The sequence below is a fragment of the Microbacterium sp. STRO-1N genome (genome assembly GCF_057748015.1).
Window position 1 is genome coordinate 1,000,928 of record NZ_CM173234.1, and the last position, 16,118, is coordinate 1,017,045.

General features: G+C 67.2%; 11 protein-coding genes. 9 read left to right on the plus strand and 2 right to left on the minus strand.

What is annotated here, in order from left to right; all coding sequences use genetic code 11:
• Window positions 1–90: 90 nt before the first annotated feature.
• A complete protein-coding gene (locus tag AC3ANJ_RS04675; RefSeq protein WP_488318454.1) occupies window positions 91–951 on the minus strand; it encodes a spermidine synthase in 861 nt (286 codons plus the stop codon).
• Window positions 952–1,167: 216 nt separating this feature from the next.
• Between AC3ANJ_RS04675 and AC3ANJ_RS04680 the strand changes: the two genes are divergently transcribed.
• From AC3ANJ_RS04680 to AC3ANJ_RS04695, 4 genes are read left to right on the plus strand one after another with little or no spacing between them, the layout of a single operon-like run.
• A complete protein-coding gene (locus AC3ANJ_RS04680) occupies window positions 1,168–2,460 on the plus strand; it encodes a sugar ABC transporter substrate-binding protein (RefSeq protein ID WP_488318455.1) in 1,293 nt (430 codons plus the stop codon).
• A gap of 24 nt (window positions 2,461–2,484) precedes the next feature.
• A complete protein-coding gene (locus AC3ANJ_RS04685) occupies window positions 2,485–3,462 on the plus strand; it encodes a carbohydrate ABC transporter permease (RefSeq protein ID WP_488318456.1) in 978 nt (325 codons plus the stop codon).
• Window positions 3,459–4,292 (plus strand): carbohydrate ABC transporter permease, encoded by an 834-nt coding sequence (locus AC3ANJ_RS04690; protein ID WP_406246467.1) that lies wholly within the window; start codon window positions 3,459–3,461, stop codon window positions 4,290–4,292. Before AC3ANJ_RS04685 ends, AC3ANJ_RS04690 begins: the two co-directional genes overlap by 4 nt.
• A complete protein-coding gene (locus AC3ANJ_RS04695) occupies window positions 4,289–5,755 on the plus strand; it encodes a glycoside hydrolase family 3 protein (RefSeq protein ID WP_488318457.1) in 1,467 nt (488 codons plus the stop codon). The genes AC3ANJ_RS04690 and AC3ANJ_RS04695 overlap by 4 nt, the downstream gene beginning before the upstream one ends.
• Window positions 5,756–5,806: 51 nt before the next feature.
• Here the strand turns inward: AC3ANJ_RS04695 and AC3ANJ_RS04700 are convergent, their stop codons facing one another.
• A complete protein-coding gene (locus AC3ANJ_RS04700; protein ID WP_488318458.1) occupies window positions 5,807–6,703 on the minus strand; it encodes a TIGR01777 family oxidoreductase in 897 nt (298 codons plus the stop codon).
• 191 nt (window positions 6,704–6,894) lie between these two features.
• Between AC3ANJ_RS04700 and AC3ANJ_RS04705 the strand changes: the two genes are divergently transcribed.
• From AC3ANJ_RS04705 to rpoB, 5 genes are all read left to right on the plus strand, one after another.
• Window positions 6,895–8,568, plus strand: a complete 1,674-nt coding sequence (locus tag AC3ANJ_RS04705) for an ABC transporter substrate-binding protein (RefSeq protein ID WP_488318459.1) — start codon at window positions 6,895–6,897, stop codon at window positions 8,566–8,568.
• A 118-nt stretch (window positions 8,569–8,686) separates the two neighbouring features.
• On the plus strand, window positions 8,687–9,691 hold the full coding sequence (locus tag AC3ANJ_RS04710) for an ABC transporter permease (protein ID WP_406246461.1): 1,005 nt from the start codon (window positions 8,687–8,689) through the stop codon (window positions 9,689–9,691).
• Window positions 9,688–10,638: an ABC transporter permease gene (locus AC3ANJ_RS04715; RefSeq protein WP_488318460.1), complete on the plus strand. Its 951-nt coding sequence runs from the start codon at window positions 9,688–9,690 to the stop codon at window positions 10,636–10,638. Before AC3ANJ_RS04710 ends, AC3ANJ_RS04715 begins: the two co-directional genes overlap by 4 nt.
• A 5-nt stretch (window positions 10,639–10,643) precedes the next feature.
• Window positions 10,644–12,362, plus strand: coding sequence for an ABC transporter ATP-binding protein (locus AC3ANJ_RS04720; protein ID WP_488319229.1), 1,719 nt, complete (start codon window positions 10,644–10,646; stop codon window positions 12,360–12,362).
• Window positions 12,363–12,575: 213 nt separating this feature from the next.
• The gene (gene rpoB / locus AC3ANJ_RS04725; protein WP_406246455.1) at window positions 12,576–16,073 is read left to right on the plus strand and encodes a DNA-directed RNA polymerase subunit beta; all 3,498 of its coding nucleotides are present in this window, start codon (window positions 12,576–12,578) and stop codon (window positions 16,071–16,073) included.
• Window positions 16,074–16,118 lie beyond the last annotated feature (45 nt).

A 16,118-nucleotide genomic window follows, 5' to 3' on the forward strand; every position in this document is an offset into this window, starting at 1 on the left:
GCAGCGCCGTGGTCCAGTCTGCCCGGAGGTCGCGCTGCCGGTGGGGCGGCACGCCCCTGATGCGCAGATCGGAACCGGATCGGAACGGGATCAGCGCAGGAAGATCGACGCGTCCGGCTTCGGAGAGGCCGTCGCGTCGGCATCCGTCACGATCCGAGCGCCCTGCGCGAACGCGGACACCTCCGCACCCTGCGCGATCTTGGCCGGATGCGGACCGGCCGCCAGCATCCGCGGCAGCCATTCGGTCGGCAGTGCCGAAGCGGATGCCGCGATCACCAGATTGCCGAACCGACGTCCCTTGAGCACCTGCGTGTCGGCGAGCACCGCCACCTCAGGCAGGACCGCCGAGATGGTGGCGACCTGCCGCCGTGCGAACGCGAGCCCCGGACCGTCCGCGACGTTCACGAGAAGCACACCGGTGGGCGCCAGCAGCGCGGAGAGCTCGCGGTAGAACTCGACGCTGGTCAGGTGCGCCGGGGTCTGCGCGCCGGAGTAGACGTCCGAGACGACCAGGTCGCATGCTCCCGCCAGGGCGGACGGCAGACGCTTCGCGCCCTCGCGGGCATCGCCGATGCGGATGCGGATGGCGGCGCCCTTCGGCAGCGGGAGGTGCTCCCGGACGAGCGCTGCCAGGGGCGCCTCGAGCTCGATGACCTGCTGCCGCGAACCTGGCCGCGTGGCTTCGACGTAACGGGGGAGGGTCAGTGCCCCAGCGCCGAGATGGACCGCGGTCAATGCGGCACCGGGCAGCTCATCGATCACCGCGCCCATGCGCACGATGTACTCGAAGTGGAGGTGCGTCGGGTCGTCCAGATCGACGTGCGACTGCGGCGTCCCGTCGACGATGAGCTCGAATCCCGTGGTGAACTCGCTCGGCTCGATCGTCGCGATTCCGCCGTGGTCGAGGCGCGCCGTCGGATGCTCCACATCCCGTGCACGCGACCGACCCATGTCCCCTATTCTGCGGCATCGCCGTGTCGCCTCAGCGATCGAGCTGCAGCCGATGCCAGGCGATCTCCTCGCCCGTTGTGCAAGCGGTCACCCCTGTTACGGCTCTGTGACGATCGCGGCGAGAAGTTGCAGGGAGTTTGTTAGTCGTGAATACTTTTTCCTGATCGACATGCATCCCGGCGTGGCGAGGACGTTTTCAATGAGGAGATTCACCCGATGAAGAAGCGCATTCTTCCCCTCGTGGCGCTCGGTGTCACAGCGACGCTGGGCCTGGCAGCCTGCTCCGGCGACAGCGGCAACGGCGGTGGCGGCGCCGACGGCGAGGGCAAGACCCTCACTGTCTGGATCATGCAGGGCACGAACCCCGACTCCACCGCATTCCTCGATGAGGTCGCCGCGGAGTTCACGGAGCAGACCGGTGCGGAGGTCGAGTTCGAAGAGGTCCAGTGGGCCGACGCGCACGACCGATTCGTGACGTCGATTGCCGGTGGCACCACCCCCGACATCGCCGAGACCGGCACCACTTGGACGGCCGAGTTCGCCGACGCCGGCGCACTGCTCGAACTCGACGAGTACGTCGACGCCGAGGACGGCCTGCGCGACGACCTGGTCGAGGGACTCGAGGTCGCCGGCACCTACGACGACAAGCTGTACGGCATGCCCTGGTACGCCGGTGTCCGCTCGATCATCTACCGCGCCGACATCTTCGAGGAGCTCGGTCTCGAGGCCCCGAAGACGTGGGACGACATCGTCACGGCCGGCGAGGCGATCAAGGCCGCGCACCCCGAGATCATGCCGTTCCCGGTTCCCGGTGACGCCGAGTTCCAGGTCTACCCCTGGGTCTGGGGTGCAGAGGGCGAGATCGCCACACTCGACGGCGATACGTGGACCAGCGAGCTGGACAGCGCCGAGTCGCAGGAGGGCATCCAGTTCTACACGGACCTCGCCACGAAGCACGGCTTCTCGTCCGCCGGCGCCACCACGTGGAAGGAGACCGATCTGCGTGACGCGTTCGTCGCCGGAAACGTCGCCATGATGCTCTCGGGCTCGTGGACGCCGAACGCCATCATCGAGGCCAACCCCGACCTCGAGGGCAAGCTCGGCGCTGCGGTCATCCCCGGCCAGGACGGCGGCATCGCCCCCTCGGTCCTCGGCGGCTCGCACCTGTCGGTCTTCAACACGACCGAGAACGCCGACCTCGCCTGGCAGTTCGTCGAGCTCATGACCACGGGCGCCTTCGCCGAGCAGTGGGCCGACGAGACCGGCTACTTCCCGGGCGTCCAGTCCGCCATGGAGGAGGCGCTCGCCTCGACCGACCCGCTGGTCGCTCCGTTCGCGCAGCAGATGGTCGAGGGCGGCGCGTCCGTGCCGGTGACGCCGAACTTCGGCGCCGTCCAGGCGAAGAAGACGACGAACGCCATGATGCAGTCGATCCTCAGTGGGCAGAAGGACGTCGAGACGGCGGCAAAGGATGCCGCGGCCGAGATGACCGAACTGCTCAACCAGTAACAGTAATTAAGGACGTATTCCTTCATGTCGATGGTGCAAGCACCAGTGCCGACCACCACGGAGGCGGGGCAGACCCCCGCCTCCGTGGCCGGTGGCCGAAAGAGCCGAGCCCTCACCTGGGCGAAGGCGCGACCCTGGGTGCTGCTGGCACCGGGCCTCATCATCCTGGCCGGACTCATGCTCTGGCCGCTGGTGCAGGTGTTCCTGTACTCGCTGCAGGACTACGGCCTCCGTGAGATCAACACCGGTGAGCCGAACTTCATCGGCTTCGAGAACTACATCGAGGCGCTGACGAACTCCACGCTGTGGAGCGTCGTCCTGCCGAACACGGTCGGCTTCGCCGCCGTCGCGGTCTTCACGACCGTCGCGCTCGGCACGCTCGTCGCCCTGCTGCTCGCTCGCCTCAGCACGCTCTGGCGCACGATCGTCTCCAGCTGCATCATGATCGCGTGGGCGATGCCCGCCGTGACGGGCACGTACGTCTGGACCTTCATCTTCGATGCCGACAAGGGCATCTTCAACGCCATGCTGCTGGAGCTGGGCCTCATCGACGGCCCGGTCAACTGGTTCACGAACCAGTGGTCGTTCTACGCCATCGTGCTGCTGAACGTCGTGCACCACGGCTTCCCGTTCGTCGCCGTCACGGTGCTGGCCGGACTCCTCGGCGTCTCGAAGGAGATGCTCGAGGCCGCCGCTCTCGACGGTGCCGGCGCCTGGCGTCGGTTCTGGCAGATCATCTTCCCGACGCTGCGTCCGGTCTTCTCCGTCGTGATCATCCTGTCCACGATCTGGGACTTCAAGGTCTTCGCCCAGGTCTATCTGATGCCCGGCGGCTCCGGATCCAACCGCACCGTCCTGAACCTCGGCGTGTGGTCGTACGTGGAGTCGTTCGGACAGAACCGCTACGGCTTCGGCGCCGCGCTCGCCGTGCTGCTGACGCTCGTGCTGATCGGCATCACGATCGTGTACATCCGCTCGCTCATGAAGGAGGACGAACTGTGAGCACCCGCCCGTCCGTCCTCTCCCGCCTCGGCACAGGCGTCGCCATCGCGGCGGTGCTGATCTTCACCCTGTTCCCCGTGTACTGGATGATCTCCAGCGCATTCGATGCGCAGGCATCCAGTGGCGGGCAGTCCTTCCTCCCGCAGGAGTTCACCTGGGACAACTTCGCCTACGTCCTCACCGACGGCGGATTCGCGGTGTACCTGCGCAACTCCGCGATCGTCGCCATCGCGACCGTGCTCGTCAGCGCCCTGGTGTGCCTGCTCGCCGCGGTGGCCGTCGCCCGGTTCCGGTTCAAGTTCCGAACCACGATCCTCATGATGATCCTCGTCGTGCAGATGGTGCCGCTCGAGGCACTCGTGATCCCGCTGTTCCTGCAGGTGAAGAGCTTCGGCCTGCTGAACACCCTGCTGGGCCTGGTCATCGTCTACATCGCGCTGTCGCTCGCCTTCGGCATCTGGATGCTTCGGGGATTCGTCGCGGCCGTGCCGGTGGAGCTCGAGGAGGCGGCCTATATCGACGGCGCGAGCTGGTGGCGGATGTTCCGTTCCGTCCTGCTCCCGCTGGTGATGCCCGGCCTCGTCGCGACGAGCGTGTTCAGCTTCATCACGGCATGGAACGAGTTCATCTTCGCCATGACGATGCTGGGCGGCGCCAGTGACCAGTACACCGTCGCGATCGGTCTGAAGTCCTTCTTCGGCCTGCACTCGAACGACTGGGGCAGCATCATGGCGGCCTCGACGATCATCACGATCCCGGTCATGATCTTCTTCGTCATCGTGCAGCGACGGCTCTCGTCGGGCCTCGTGTCCGGAGCGGTGAAGGGATGAGCGACGACCTCACCCGTCTCGCGAACTCCGTCCTCTGGCCCGGCTTCTTCGGCACCGAGGCGCCGGCCTGGCTCCTCGCGGAACTCCGCGACGGACTCGCTGGAGTCGTGTACTTCGGGCAGAACATGTCCGATCGGATGCCGGAGCTGAGTGCCGCTGTGCACACGGCGAACCCCGACGCCCTCATCGGCATCGACGAGGAGGGCGGCAGCGTCACGCGCCTCGAGGCCGCGACCGGATCGACTCTCCCCGGTGCCGCGCAGCTCGGATCCGTCGACGACGTCGACGCGAGCCGCGGCACCGGCGCCGAGCTGGCCAGGCGGGCACGGGCCGCGGGCGTCGACGTCATCCTCGGACCGGTGGCCGACGTCAACACCGATCCGCGGAACCCGGTCATCGGGGTGCGCTCGTTCGGAGCTGATGCTGCGCTCGTCTCGCGCCACGTCGTGGCCACCGTCGACGGCATCCAGTCCGGCGGCGTCGCGGCGTGCGTGAAGCACTTCCCAGGGCACGGCGACACGCACCTCGATTCGCACCACGCGCTGCCGGTGATCGCGCTGGACCCAGCCGAGATCGAGGCGGTGCATCTGGAGCCGTTCCGCGCCGCCATCGCGGCGGGCGTCGACACGATCATGACCGCTCACATCGTCGTCCCTGCGTGGGGCGACCAGCCGGCGACGCTGAACCCGCTCGTGCTCGGGAGACTGCGCGAGCTCGGCTTCGACGGCGTCATCATCACGGATGCGCTCGACATGGCCGCTGTCCGCGAGAGCGTCGGCATCGGCGGGGGAGCGGTGCAGGCGCTGGCCGCGGGCGCCGACCTGCTGTGCATCGGGAATCCGACGAATCCCGGCGCCGCGGCGCTCCCGGATCAGGACGAACGCGACTTCATCACAGCTCGTGAGGCGATCGTCGCCGCGCTGCGCGACGGGTCGCTGCCGCGAGAGCGCGTCGAGCAGGCGAGGGATCGCGTGCTCGCGCTGGCGGCGAAGCTGCGCGCCTCGCCGCCCGCACCCGACGAACCCTACGATGCGGCCGAGGTCGTACGCCGCGCACTGCGCGTGGTCGGAGACGCGGATGCCGAGGCATCCGACCTTGCGGTGATCGACGCCAGACGGCGCTCGACCCTGGCGGTCGACAGCGCCGCCGGTTACGTCGCCGCGGCGCTCGCCGGCGACGGGTTCCGCGTGCGTCTTGACGTCGACCGGGCATCGGATGCCGAACAGGATGCCGCGCTCGATGCCGCGCGTGCGGATGGCGGGCGCCTCGTGCTGCTCGTCGACCGGCCAGAGGTCGACCCGGCCCAGAGGGGACTCATCGAGCGGGTCGCGGGTCTCGACGTCGGCGCGGTCGTCGTGAACGTCGGGCTGCCTGTCCGGGGCGAACTGCCGCTGCCGTTCGTCGATGCGGCGGCCGCGAGCCGGATCTCCGCCGAGGTCGTCCACGACCTCCTCCTGCTCTGACGGCGTTTCGTCTCGCTCCGCTCGCTCGACGAGCGGGGGAGGGCCGCGTCCTCAACGAGCGGGGGAACCAAGTGCAGCGGCGATCGCGGCATCCGGGGTCGCATAGCGGAAGGCGAACCCGTCCTCGCGCAGCCGCCTCGGCACGGCACGCTGATCAGCCAGCAGCAGCTCCTCGGCGGCCAGTCCCATCCCGGCGCGCAACGCGAAAGCCGGCAGCCGGAAGACATGCGGGCGGTGCAAGGCCAGCGCCAGCGCCGTCGTGACCTGTCGAGACGTGGCAGCCGCGGGGGCGACGAGATTCACGGGGCCCGAGAGCTCCGACGCCGTCGCGAGATGCAGCAGTGCTCGCGCCTCGTCCTCCAGGGCGATCCACGGCCAATGCTGCCTCCCGTTGCCGACGGTCGCACCGAGGCCGAGACGCGTGGTCAGCACCAGAGGCGTGAGCGCCCCGCCGGCGGCGAGGACCAGACCGGTGCGCGCGTGCACGATGCGCGTGCGCGCCGCGGCTGGCCCCGTGGCGTCCTCCCACGCCGATACGACGTCCGCGAGGAAACCTCGCCCTCGACCGGCATCCTCGTCGAGCTCCTCGCCGGGGCGGTCTCCGTAGAATCCGACCGCCGATCCTGAGACCCACGAGGCCGGCGGGCTGTCGGACTGCGCGATCGCGTGCGCGATGGCGGCGGTCGTGTCCACGCGACTGCGCAGGATCTCGTCGCGATACCGCGCGGTCCACGGCAGATGCGACAGGCTCGCGCCCGACAGGCTGATCACGGCATCCGCCCAGGCGATGGGTTCAGCCGGAGCCGAGCCGGACGCCGGATCCCATCGGTGCTCGCTCGCATCGACCGGATCCCGTCGTACGAGTGCGCGCACGCCGTGCCCGTTCCGGGCGAGGGATGCCGTGGCAGAGCCGATCAGACCCGATGCACCGACGAGGAGGATCCGCATGCCTCGAATCTAGCTTCCCCTCGGCGGAGAACATCATGTGTTGCGCTCGTTACACAGCTGATACCGGATCGCAACGCGTGTGGGATTGGATTCCTGAAGCGGGCTGGGTAGCGTCGAAGGATCACCGTATCCGAGAGCGACGACGCTCCCGGTGCGCGCAACGAAGCGCTATACAGGGAAGGGCATCACCCATGCACCACACACCTCTGCGACGACGGGGAATCCTCGCCGTCACCGGCACAGCAGTCGCGGCACTGCTGCTCGCGGGATGCGTCGCCAGCGAACGCGGCGACGACACGGGCGAGGGATCAGCGGAAGTCGATTCGACCTTCATCTTCGCGGCATCCTCCGACCCCGCAAGCCTCGATCCCGCCTTCGCGCAGGACGGCGAGACCTTCCGCGTCTCGCGGCAGATCTTCGAGGGCCTCGTCGGAACCGAGCCGGGAACGGCCGACCCCGCGCCTCTTCTCGCTGAGTCGTGGGAATCCGCCGAGGACGGCATGTCGCACACCTTCACGCTCAAGGAGGGCGTCACGTTCCACGACGGCACACCGTTCAACGCCGAGGCCGTGTGCGTCAACTTCGACCGCTGGTACAACTGGACCGGCCTGGCCGCCAGCGAGGCGTTCGGCTACTACTACGCCAAGCTGTTCCACGGATACGCCTCCAACGCTGCGGATGCCGTCTACAAGTCGTGCTCGGCCGATGACGAGTTCACCGCGACGATCACTCTGAACAAGCCGTTCGCCGGCTTCATCCCGGCGCTCTCGCTCCCGGCGTTCGCCATGCAGAGCCCGACCGCGATGGCCGAGTTCGGCGCCGACGAGGTCGGCGGCACCGCCGACGCTCCGCAGATGTCGGAGTACGCCATGGGGCATCCAGCAGGCACCGGCCCGTTCCAGTTCGAGGAGTGGGCACCGGGTGAGCAGGTCACGCTGACCGGCTACGACGACTATTGGGGCGACAAGGGCCAGATCGAGGAGATCATCTTCCGCACGATTGACGACCCGACGGCACGCCGTCAGTCGCTCGAGGCCGGCGACATCGACGGCTACGACCTGGTCGGTCCGGCCGACACGGCTGCTCTCGACGAGGACGGGTTCACGATGGTGTCGCGTCCGCCGTTCACGATCCTGTATCTCGCGTTCAACCAGGCCATCCCCGAGCTGCAGGACATCAAGGTCCGCCAGGCGCTGTCGCACGCGATCGACAAGGACGCCCTGATCACGCAGGTGCTCCCGGAGGGCACTGAGAAGGCCACCCAGTTCATGCCGGACACGGTCAACGGATACAACGATGACGTCACGACCTACGATTACGACCCCGACATGGCCAAGCAGCTGCTGGAGGAGGCCGGTTACACCGAGGCGAACCCGCTGAAGCTGACGTTCAACTACCCGGTGAACGTGTCGCGGCCCTACATGCCGGACCCCGAGCAGATCTTCACGGTGCTGTCGTCGCAGCTCGCCGAGGTGGGCGTCGAGACGACGCCTGTGTCGGAGGAGTGGGTCGAGTACCTCGACCGCACGACGGGGACGGCGGATCACGGCATCCACCTGCTCGGCTGGACCGGTGACTACAACGACACCGACAACTTCGTCGGCGTCTTCTTCGGAGCGCAGAGTTCGGAGTGGGGCTTCGACAACCCCGAGCTGTTCCAGAAGCTCACCGAAGCGCGAGGCATCTCGAGCCTCGAGGAGCAGACACCGCTGTACGAGGAGATCAACGAGGATGTCGCGCAGTTCATCCCCGGTGTTCCGCTCGCGCACCCCGCTCCGACCCTGGCCTTCGACCCTCGGGTCGAGAGCTATCCGGCCAGCCCGGTGAATGACGAGGTCTTCACGGACATCGTCCTGACCGAGTGACCATTTCCGCTCGTTGAGCGAGGAGCGGAGCAACGAGTCGAAACGCAGTCTCAGACGGACTGCGTTTCGACTCGCTCCGCTCGCTCAACGAGCGGGGGACTGAACCGGAGACATATCCGTGCTGCGCACCATCGGCAGGCGACTGCTGCTACTCATTCCCACCCTGTTCGGGCTGAGCATCCTGCTCTTCGCCTGGGTCAGGGCCCTCCCCGGCGGCCCAGCGGTCGCCCTCCTCGGCGAGAAGGCGACGCCGGAGGCGATCGAACGCGTCAACGAGCTCTACGGGTTCGACGAGCCGCTGATCCAGCAGTACTTCACGTGGATCGGGCGACTCCTGCAGGGCGACTTCGGGACGTCGATCCAGACGAACCGACCCGTCACCGAGGAGTTCCTGCGGCGCTTCCCCGCGACCCTGGAGCTCTCCGTCGCCGCGCTGATCATCGCGATCGGCATCGGCATCCCCCTCGGATACTGGGCCGCCCGTCGACACGGAAAGTTCACAGACCACGCCTCGGTCGTGCTGAGCCTGGTCGGCATCACCATCCCGGTGTTCTTCCTGGCCTTCATCCTCAAGTACGTCTTCGCGGTGCAGCTGGGCTGGCTGCCGGCGGACGGCAGACAGAATCCGCGCATAGACGCGACGCATCCCACCGGCTTCTACGTGTGGGACGGCATCATCACGGGAGAGTTGGATGCCTCGTGGGACGCCATCCTGCACCTGATCCTCCCGGCGCTGGCGCTCGGGACCATTCCGCTGGCGATCATCGTGCGCATCACCAGGGCCAGCGTCCTGGAAGTGCAGAACGCCGACTACGTCCGGACGGGCCGGGCCAAAGGCGTCGCGCCTGGCACGTTGCGCAATCGGTTCATCCTGCGCAACGCGATGCTGCCGGTGATCACCACGATCGGGTTGCAGGCGGGGCTGCTCATCGCGGGCGCCGTCCTCACCGAGACCGTGTTCGCGTTCCCGGGGATCGGATCGTTCCTGGCGAGGGCGATCTTCACCCGTGACTTCCCCGTGCTGCAGGGGTTCATCATCTTCATCGCGATCGCCTACGCACTGATCAACCTCGCGGTGGACGTCTCCTACAGCGTGATCGACCCGAGAGTGAGGGTCCAATGACTTCGCCCATCCTTCCCCCGGCGCAGGGCGCCGGGATCATCGACACCGTCGCGGTCGCGCAAGAGGGGCTGAAGAGCAACGGCGGCTTCTGGCAGGACGTGTTCCGCCGCCTGCGGGGCAACCCGACGGCATGGATCGGCGCGGCGATCGTGCTGCTGTTCCTGCTCGTCGCCGCGTTCGCACCGCTGCTGGCGCCGTATCCCGAGACGGCGCTCCCCGGCGCGAAGTACATCACCCCGACGCACATCCCCGGTCCGGGGGAGCTGCCGCAGTTCCCGCTGGGTCTGGACCGCTTCGGCGGCGACGTGCTGTCGAAGCTGATCTGGGGGGCGCAGGCGTCGCTCATGGTGGGTGTCGTCTCGACCGCGCTCGGTCTCGTCGGCGGCATGGTGCTCGGCCTGATCGCCGGAACGTTCGGCGGCTGGGTGGACACGTTGATCATGCGCATCGTCGACATCATCCTGTCGGTGCCGAACCTGCTGCTCGCCGTGTCGATCGCAGCGATCCTCGGCCAGACCCCGTACGCCGTGATGATCGCCATCGGCGCCTCCCAGGTGCCGATCTTCGCACGCTTGCTGCGCGCGTCGATGCTGCAGCAGCGCTCCAGCGACTACGTGCTTTCGGCGCAGACGCTCGGGCTGGGCCGCGGCTCGATCACGATGTCGCACGTGCTGCCGAACTCGATCGGCCCCGTGATCGTGCAGGGGACGCTGACGCTGGCGACCGCTGTCATCGACGCCGCCGCACTGTCGTTCCTCGGCCTCGGCGGCGGACGACCGGAGACGGCCGAATGGGGCCGGATGCTGACATACGCGCAGGCCGAGCTGGCCATCGCTCCGTGGCTGGCGTTCCTCCCCGGCATCTGCATCGCGGTCACCGCGCTCGGCTTCACGCTGTTCGGTGAGGCACTGCGAGAAGCGATGGACCCACGGACGAGGGCACGGTGAGTGCCATGAAGGACACCAGCATGAATGCGCAGCCGCTGCTGCAGGTCGAGGGGCTCACCGTCGACTTCACCACCATGGACGGCGTTGTACACGCCGTCGAAGGCGTCGACCTCGAGATCGCCGCCGGTCAGACCGTCGCGATCGTCGGCGAATCCGGTTCGGGCAAGTCGACGACGGCGATGGCGATCATCGGCCTGCTCGCGGGCGGCGGTCGCGTCACCGCCGGCAGCATCCGCCTGGACGGTCGGGAGATCGCGCACGCGCCGGAGCACGAGATGCGCACGATCCGCGGGCGGCATATCGGGCTCGTGCCGCAGGACCCGATGTCCAACCTCAATCCGGTGGCGAAGATCGGCACACAGGTCGCCGAGACCCTGCTGGTGCACGGCCTCGCCAACCGGCAGAACGTGTCGGCCAAGGTCGTCGAAGCGCTCACATCCGCCGGCCTTCCCGAGCCGGAGCGGCGGGCGAAGCAGTATCCGCACGAGTTCTCCGGCGGGATGCGCCAGCGGGCGCTGATCGCGATCGGACTCGCGTGCAAGCCGCGGCTCCTGATCGCCGACGAGCCGACGAGCGCGCTGGATGTGACCGTGCAGCAGACGATCCTCGACCAGATCGGCACGATGACCCGCGAACTCGGCACGGCCGTGCTGCTGATCACGCACGACCTCGGGCTGGCCGCAGAACGAGCGGAGCGCGTGATCGTGATGCACAGGGGGAAGGTCGTCGAGCAGGGGCCTGCGATGCAGATCCTCGAGAACCCGCAGCATCCGTACACGCAGTCGTTGGTGAAGGCCGCACCGTCGGTCGCGGCCGTGCGGCTGATCCCGCAGGCGGCACCTTCGCTCGTCGAGCGAGCCGACACCCCCTCGCTCGTCGAGCGAGCCGAAGGCGAGTCGAAACGCGTTCCCGACGAACCAGCGACGGCTCCGGCATCCGACTACATCGTCGAGATCGAGAATCTGACGAAGGTCTATCCCGTGCGAGGGCGGCGCGAGGATTTCGTCGCCGTGAACGACGTTTCGCTCGCGATCCCGCGCGGCGAGACGGTGGCGATCGTGGGGGAGTCGGGGTCGGGCAAGACCACGACGGCGCGGATGCTGCTGAAGGTGGTCGAGCCGACCGGCGGCACGATCCGGTTCGACGGTCGGGACATCGCGAGCATGAGCCGTGTCGAGTCCCGCTCGTTCCGGCAGCGCGTCCAGCCGATCTTCCAGGACCCGTACTCGAGCCTGAACCCGATGTTCACGATCGAGCGGCTGGTCGGGGAGCCACTGGACTTCTACAAGCGGGGGAGTCGCTCGGAGCGCCGTGCGCGCGTGCGCAAGCTCCTCGACGACGTCGCGCTGCCGCAGTCGATGCTGCGGCGCTACCCGTCCGAGCTGTCCGGGGGCCAGCGGCAGCGCGTCGCGATCGCCCGCGCTCTCGCGCTGTCGCCTGACCTCGTCGTGTGCGACGAGCCGGTGTCCGCCCTCGACGTTCTCGTGCAGGACCAGATCCTGACGCTGCTGGGCGACCTGCAGCGCGAGTACGGCCTGAGCTACCTGTTCATCTCGCACGATCTCGCCGTGGTGCGGCTGATCAGCGACTACGTCTGCGTCATGAAGGACGGTGCGCTGGTGGAGGCCGCGAGCTCCGAGGAGATCTTCACCAACCCGCGCGATCCGTACACGAGGCGGCTGCTCGCGTCGATACCGGGGAACGAGCTGAACATCGCGTCGTGAGCCGGACGGGGCCATCTCCGGGGCTTTTACCGCAGCATCCGAAATTGGTCAAGGACCTGACTGGACATGTCGTGAGATCCGACGTATAGTTGATCTTTGCGTTCGTATCTCCCTGCCCTCATATGGTGGTCGGCAGATGTTGAGCTCTCGAACGCACTCCACCTGACGACAAAGGAATCGAGAAGCCCTGCGGGGCTCACGGAGGTTATTCCCTTGGCTGCTGCTCGCAACGCATCCACATCCACCACCACCAAGAACGGACGCGGAGCATCCCGCCTCTCGTTCGCGAAGATCTCCGACACGCTGACGGTCCCCGACCTTCTCGCGCTGCAGACCGAGTCGTTCGACTGGCTCGTCGGCAACGAGGCCTGGAAGGCCCGCGTCGCCGAGGCCCGCGAGGCCGGGCGCAAGGACGTCAACGAGGTCTCCGGACTCGAGGAGATCTTCGAGGAGATCTCTCCGATCGAAGACCTCAGCGAAACCATGCAGCTGAGCTTCACGAACCCGTACCTCGAGCCTGAGAAGTACTCGATCGACGAGTGCAAGGAGCGCGGCAAGACGTATGCCGCCCCGCTGTACGTCGAGGCCGAGTTCATGAACCACCAGACCGGTGAGATCAAGACTCAGACGGTCTTCATGGGCGACTTCCCGCTCCAGACCGGCAAGGGAACGTTCATCATCAACGGCACCGAGCGTGTCGTCGTCTCCCAGCTGGTCCGCTCGCCCGGCGTCTACTTCGACAAGACGCCCGACAAGACCAGCGACAAGGACATCGTCTCCGCTCGCGTCATCCCCAGCCGCGGCGCATGGCTCGAGTTCGAGATCGACAAGCGCGACCAGGTCGGCGTGCGCATCGACCGCAAGCGCAAGCAGTCCGTCACGGTGTTCCTCAAGGCCCTCGGCCTGTCGAGCGAGGACATCCTCGCCGAGTTCGCCGGCTTCCCCTCCATCGAGGAGACCCTGGCCAAGGACACGATCCTCACCAAGGAAGACGCACTGCGCGACATCTACCGGAAGCTCCGTCCGGGCGAGCAGGTCGCCGCCGAGGCCGCCCGCGCGCTGCTGGACAACTTCTACTTCAACTCCAAGCGCTACGACCTGGCGAAGGTCGGTCGTTACAAGATCAACCAGAAGCTCGGACTGGATGCCGCGCTGAACGAGTCGGTCCTGACCGTCGACGACATCGTCGCGACCATCAAGTACCTCGTCCGCCTGCACCGCGGCGACGAGTCCTTCGAGGGCATCCGCGCCGGCAAGAAGGCCGAGATCCGTCTGGCCACCGACGACATCGACAACTTCGGCAACCGTCGCATCCGCGCGGTCGGCGAGCTGATCCAGAACCAGGTCCGCACCGGTCTGTCCCGCATGGAGCGCGTCGTCCGCGAGCGCATGACCACGCAGGACATCGAGGCCATCACGCCGCAGACCCTGATCAACGTGCGTCCCGTCGTCGCAGCGATCAAGGAGTTCTTCGGAACCTCGCAGCTGTCGCAGTTCATGGACCAGAACAACCCGCTCGCGGGTCTGACCCACAAGCGTCGCCTGTCGGCCCTGGGCCCCGGTGGTCTCTCGCGTGACCGCGCCGGTGTCGAGGTCCGTGACGTCCACCCGTCGCACTACGGCCGCATGTGCCCCATCGAGACGCCTGAAGGCCCGAACATCGGTCTGATCGGCTCGCTCGCGACCTTCGCGCGCATCAACTCGTTCGGATTCATCGAGACCCCGTACCGCAAGGTCGTCGATGGTCGCGTGACGGAAGAGATCGTGTACCTCACGGCATCCGAAGAGGCCGAGCACGTCGTCGCACAGGCGAACGCCATCCTGAAGAAGGACGGTCACTTCGCCGACGAGCGCGTTCTCGCCCGCCGAGGCCGCGACGGCGAGGTGGACCTGTTCCACCCCGAGGAGATCGGCTTCATGGACGTCTCGCCGCGCCAGATGGTGTCGGTCGCGACCTCGCTCGTGCCGTTCCTCGAGCACGACGACGCCCAGCGCGCCCTCATGGGCGCCAACATGCAGCGTCAGGCCGTGCCGCTGCTGCGCAGCGACTCGCCGCTGGTCGGAACCGGTATGGAGGGCTTCGCGGCCATCGATGCCGGTGACGTCCTCACCGCCGACAAGGCCGGTGTCGTCACGGAGGTCTCCGCGGACCGCGTCGTCGTCATGCTCGACGAGGGCGGGACGCAGGAGTACTACCTGCGCAAGTTCGACCGCTCCAACCAGGGCACGTCGTACAACCAGAAGGTCGTCGTCTCCGCCGGTGAGCGCGTGGAGAAGGGCGAGGTCATCGCTGATGGCCCCGCGACCGAGAACGGTGAACTGGCCCTCGGAAAGAACCTCCTCGTCGCGTTCATGACGTGGGAGGGCTACAACTTCGAGGACGCCATCATCCTGAGCCAGGACCTGGTGAAGGACGACACCCTCTCGTCGATCCACATCGAGGAGTACGAGGTCGACGCCCGCGACACCAAGCTCGGCAAGGAGGAGATCACCCGTGACCTCCCCAACGTCAGCCCGGAGCTGCTGAAGGACCTGGACGAGCGCGGCATCATCCGCATCGGTGCCGAGGTCCGCCCCGGCGACATCCTGGTCGGCAAGGTCACGCCGAAGGGCGAGACCGAGCTCAGCGCCGAAGAGCGACTGCTGCGCGCGATCTTCAACGAGAAGAGCCGCGAGGTCCGCGACACGTCGCTGAAGGTGCCCCACGGTGAGCAGGGCACGATCATCGCGGTCAAGGAGTTCAACGCCGAGGACGGCGACGACGAGCTCGGCAGCGGCGTCAACCGCCGTGTCGTGGTCTACATCGCCCAGAAGCGCAAGATCACCGAGGGCGACAAGCTCGCCGGCCGCCACGGCAACAAGGGTGTCATCGCAAAGATCCTCCCGATCGAGGACATGCCGTTCCTGTCGGACGGAACCCCGGTCGACATCGTGCTGAACCCGCTCGGAATCCCAGGTCGAATGAACTTCGGCCAGGTGCTGGAGACTCACCTCGGGTGGATCGCCAAGCAGGGCTGGAAGGTCGAGGGCACTCCGGAGTGGGCAGTGAACCTGCCGAAGGACGCCTTCGAGGCCGAGCCTGGCACGAAGGTCGCCACCCCGGTGTTCGACGGTGCCGCGGAGCAGGAGATCGCAGGTCTGCTCGACTCGACGCTGCCGACGCGTGACGGCGTGCGCCTGATCGACTCCAGCGGCAAGACGCAGCTGTTCGACGGTCGCTCGGGTGAGCCTTTCCCGATGCCGATCTCGGTGGGCTACATGTACATCCTGAAGCTGCACCACCTCGTCGACGACAAGATCCACGCGCGTTCGACCGGTCCGTACTCGATGATCACCCAGCAGCCGCTCGGTGGTAAGGCGCAGTTCGGTGGCCAGCGCTTCGGTGAGATGGAGGTGTGGGCCCTGGAGGCCTACGGTGCCGCGTACGCGCTGCAGGAGCTCCTCACGATCAAGTCCGACGACATCCTCGGCCGCGTCAAGGTGTACGAGGCCATCGTCAAGGGCGAGAACATCCAGGAGCCCGGCATCCCGGAGTCGTTCAAGGTGCTCATGAAGGAGATGCAGTCGCTCTGCCTGAACGTCGAGGTCCTCTCGGCAGACGGCACGGCGGTCAACCTCCGCGACACCGACGACGAGGCCTTCCGTGCAGCTGAGGAGCTGGGAATCAACATCTCCAGCCGCTTCGAGTCCGCTTCGATCGACGAGATCTGAATCTCGTCAGATCCCCTGATTCCTTAAGTATTTCGACACAGGAGA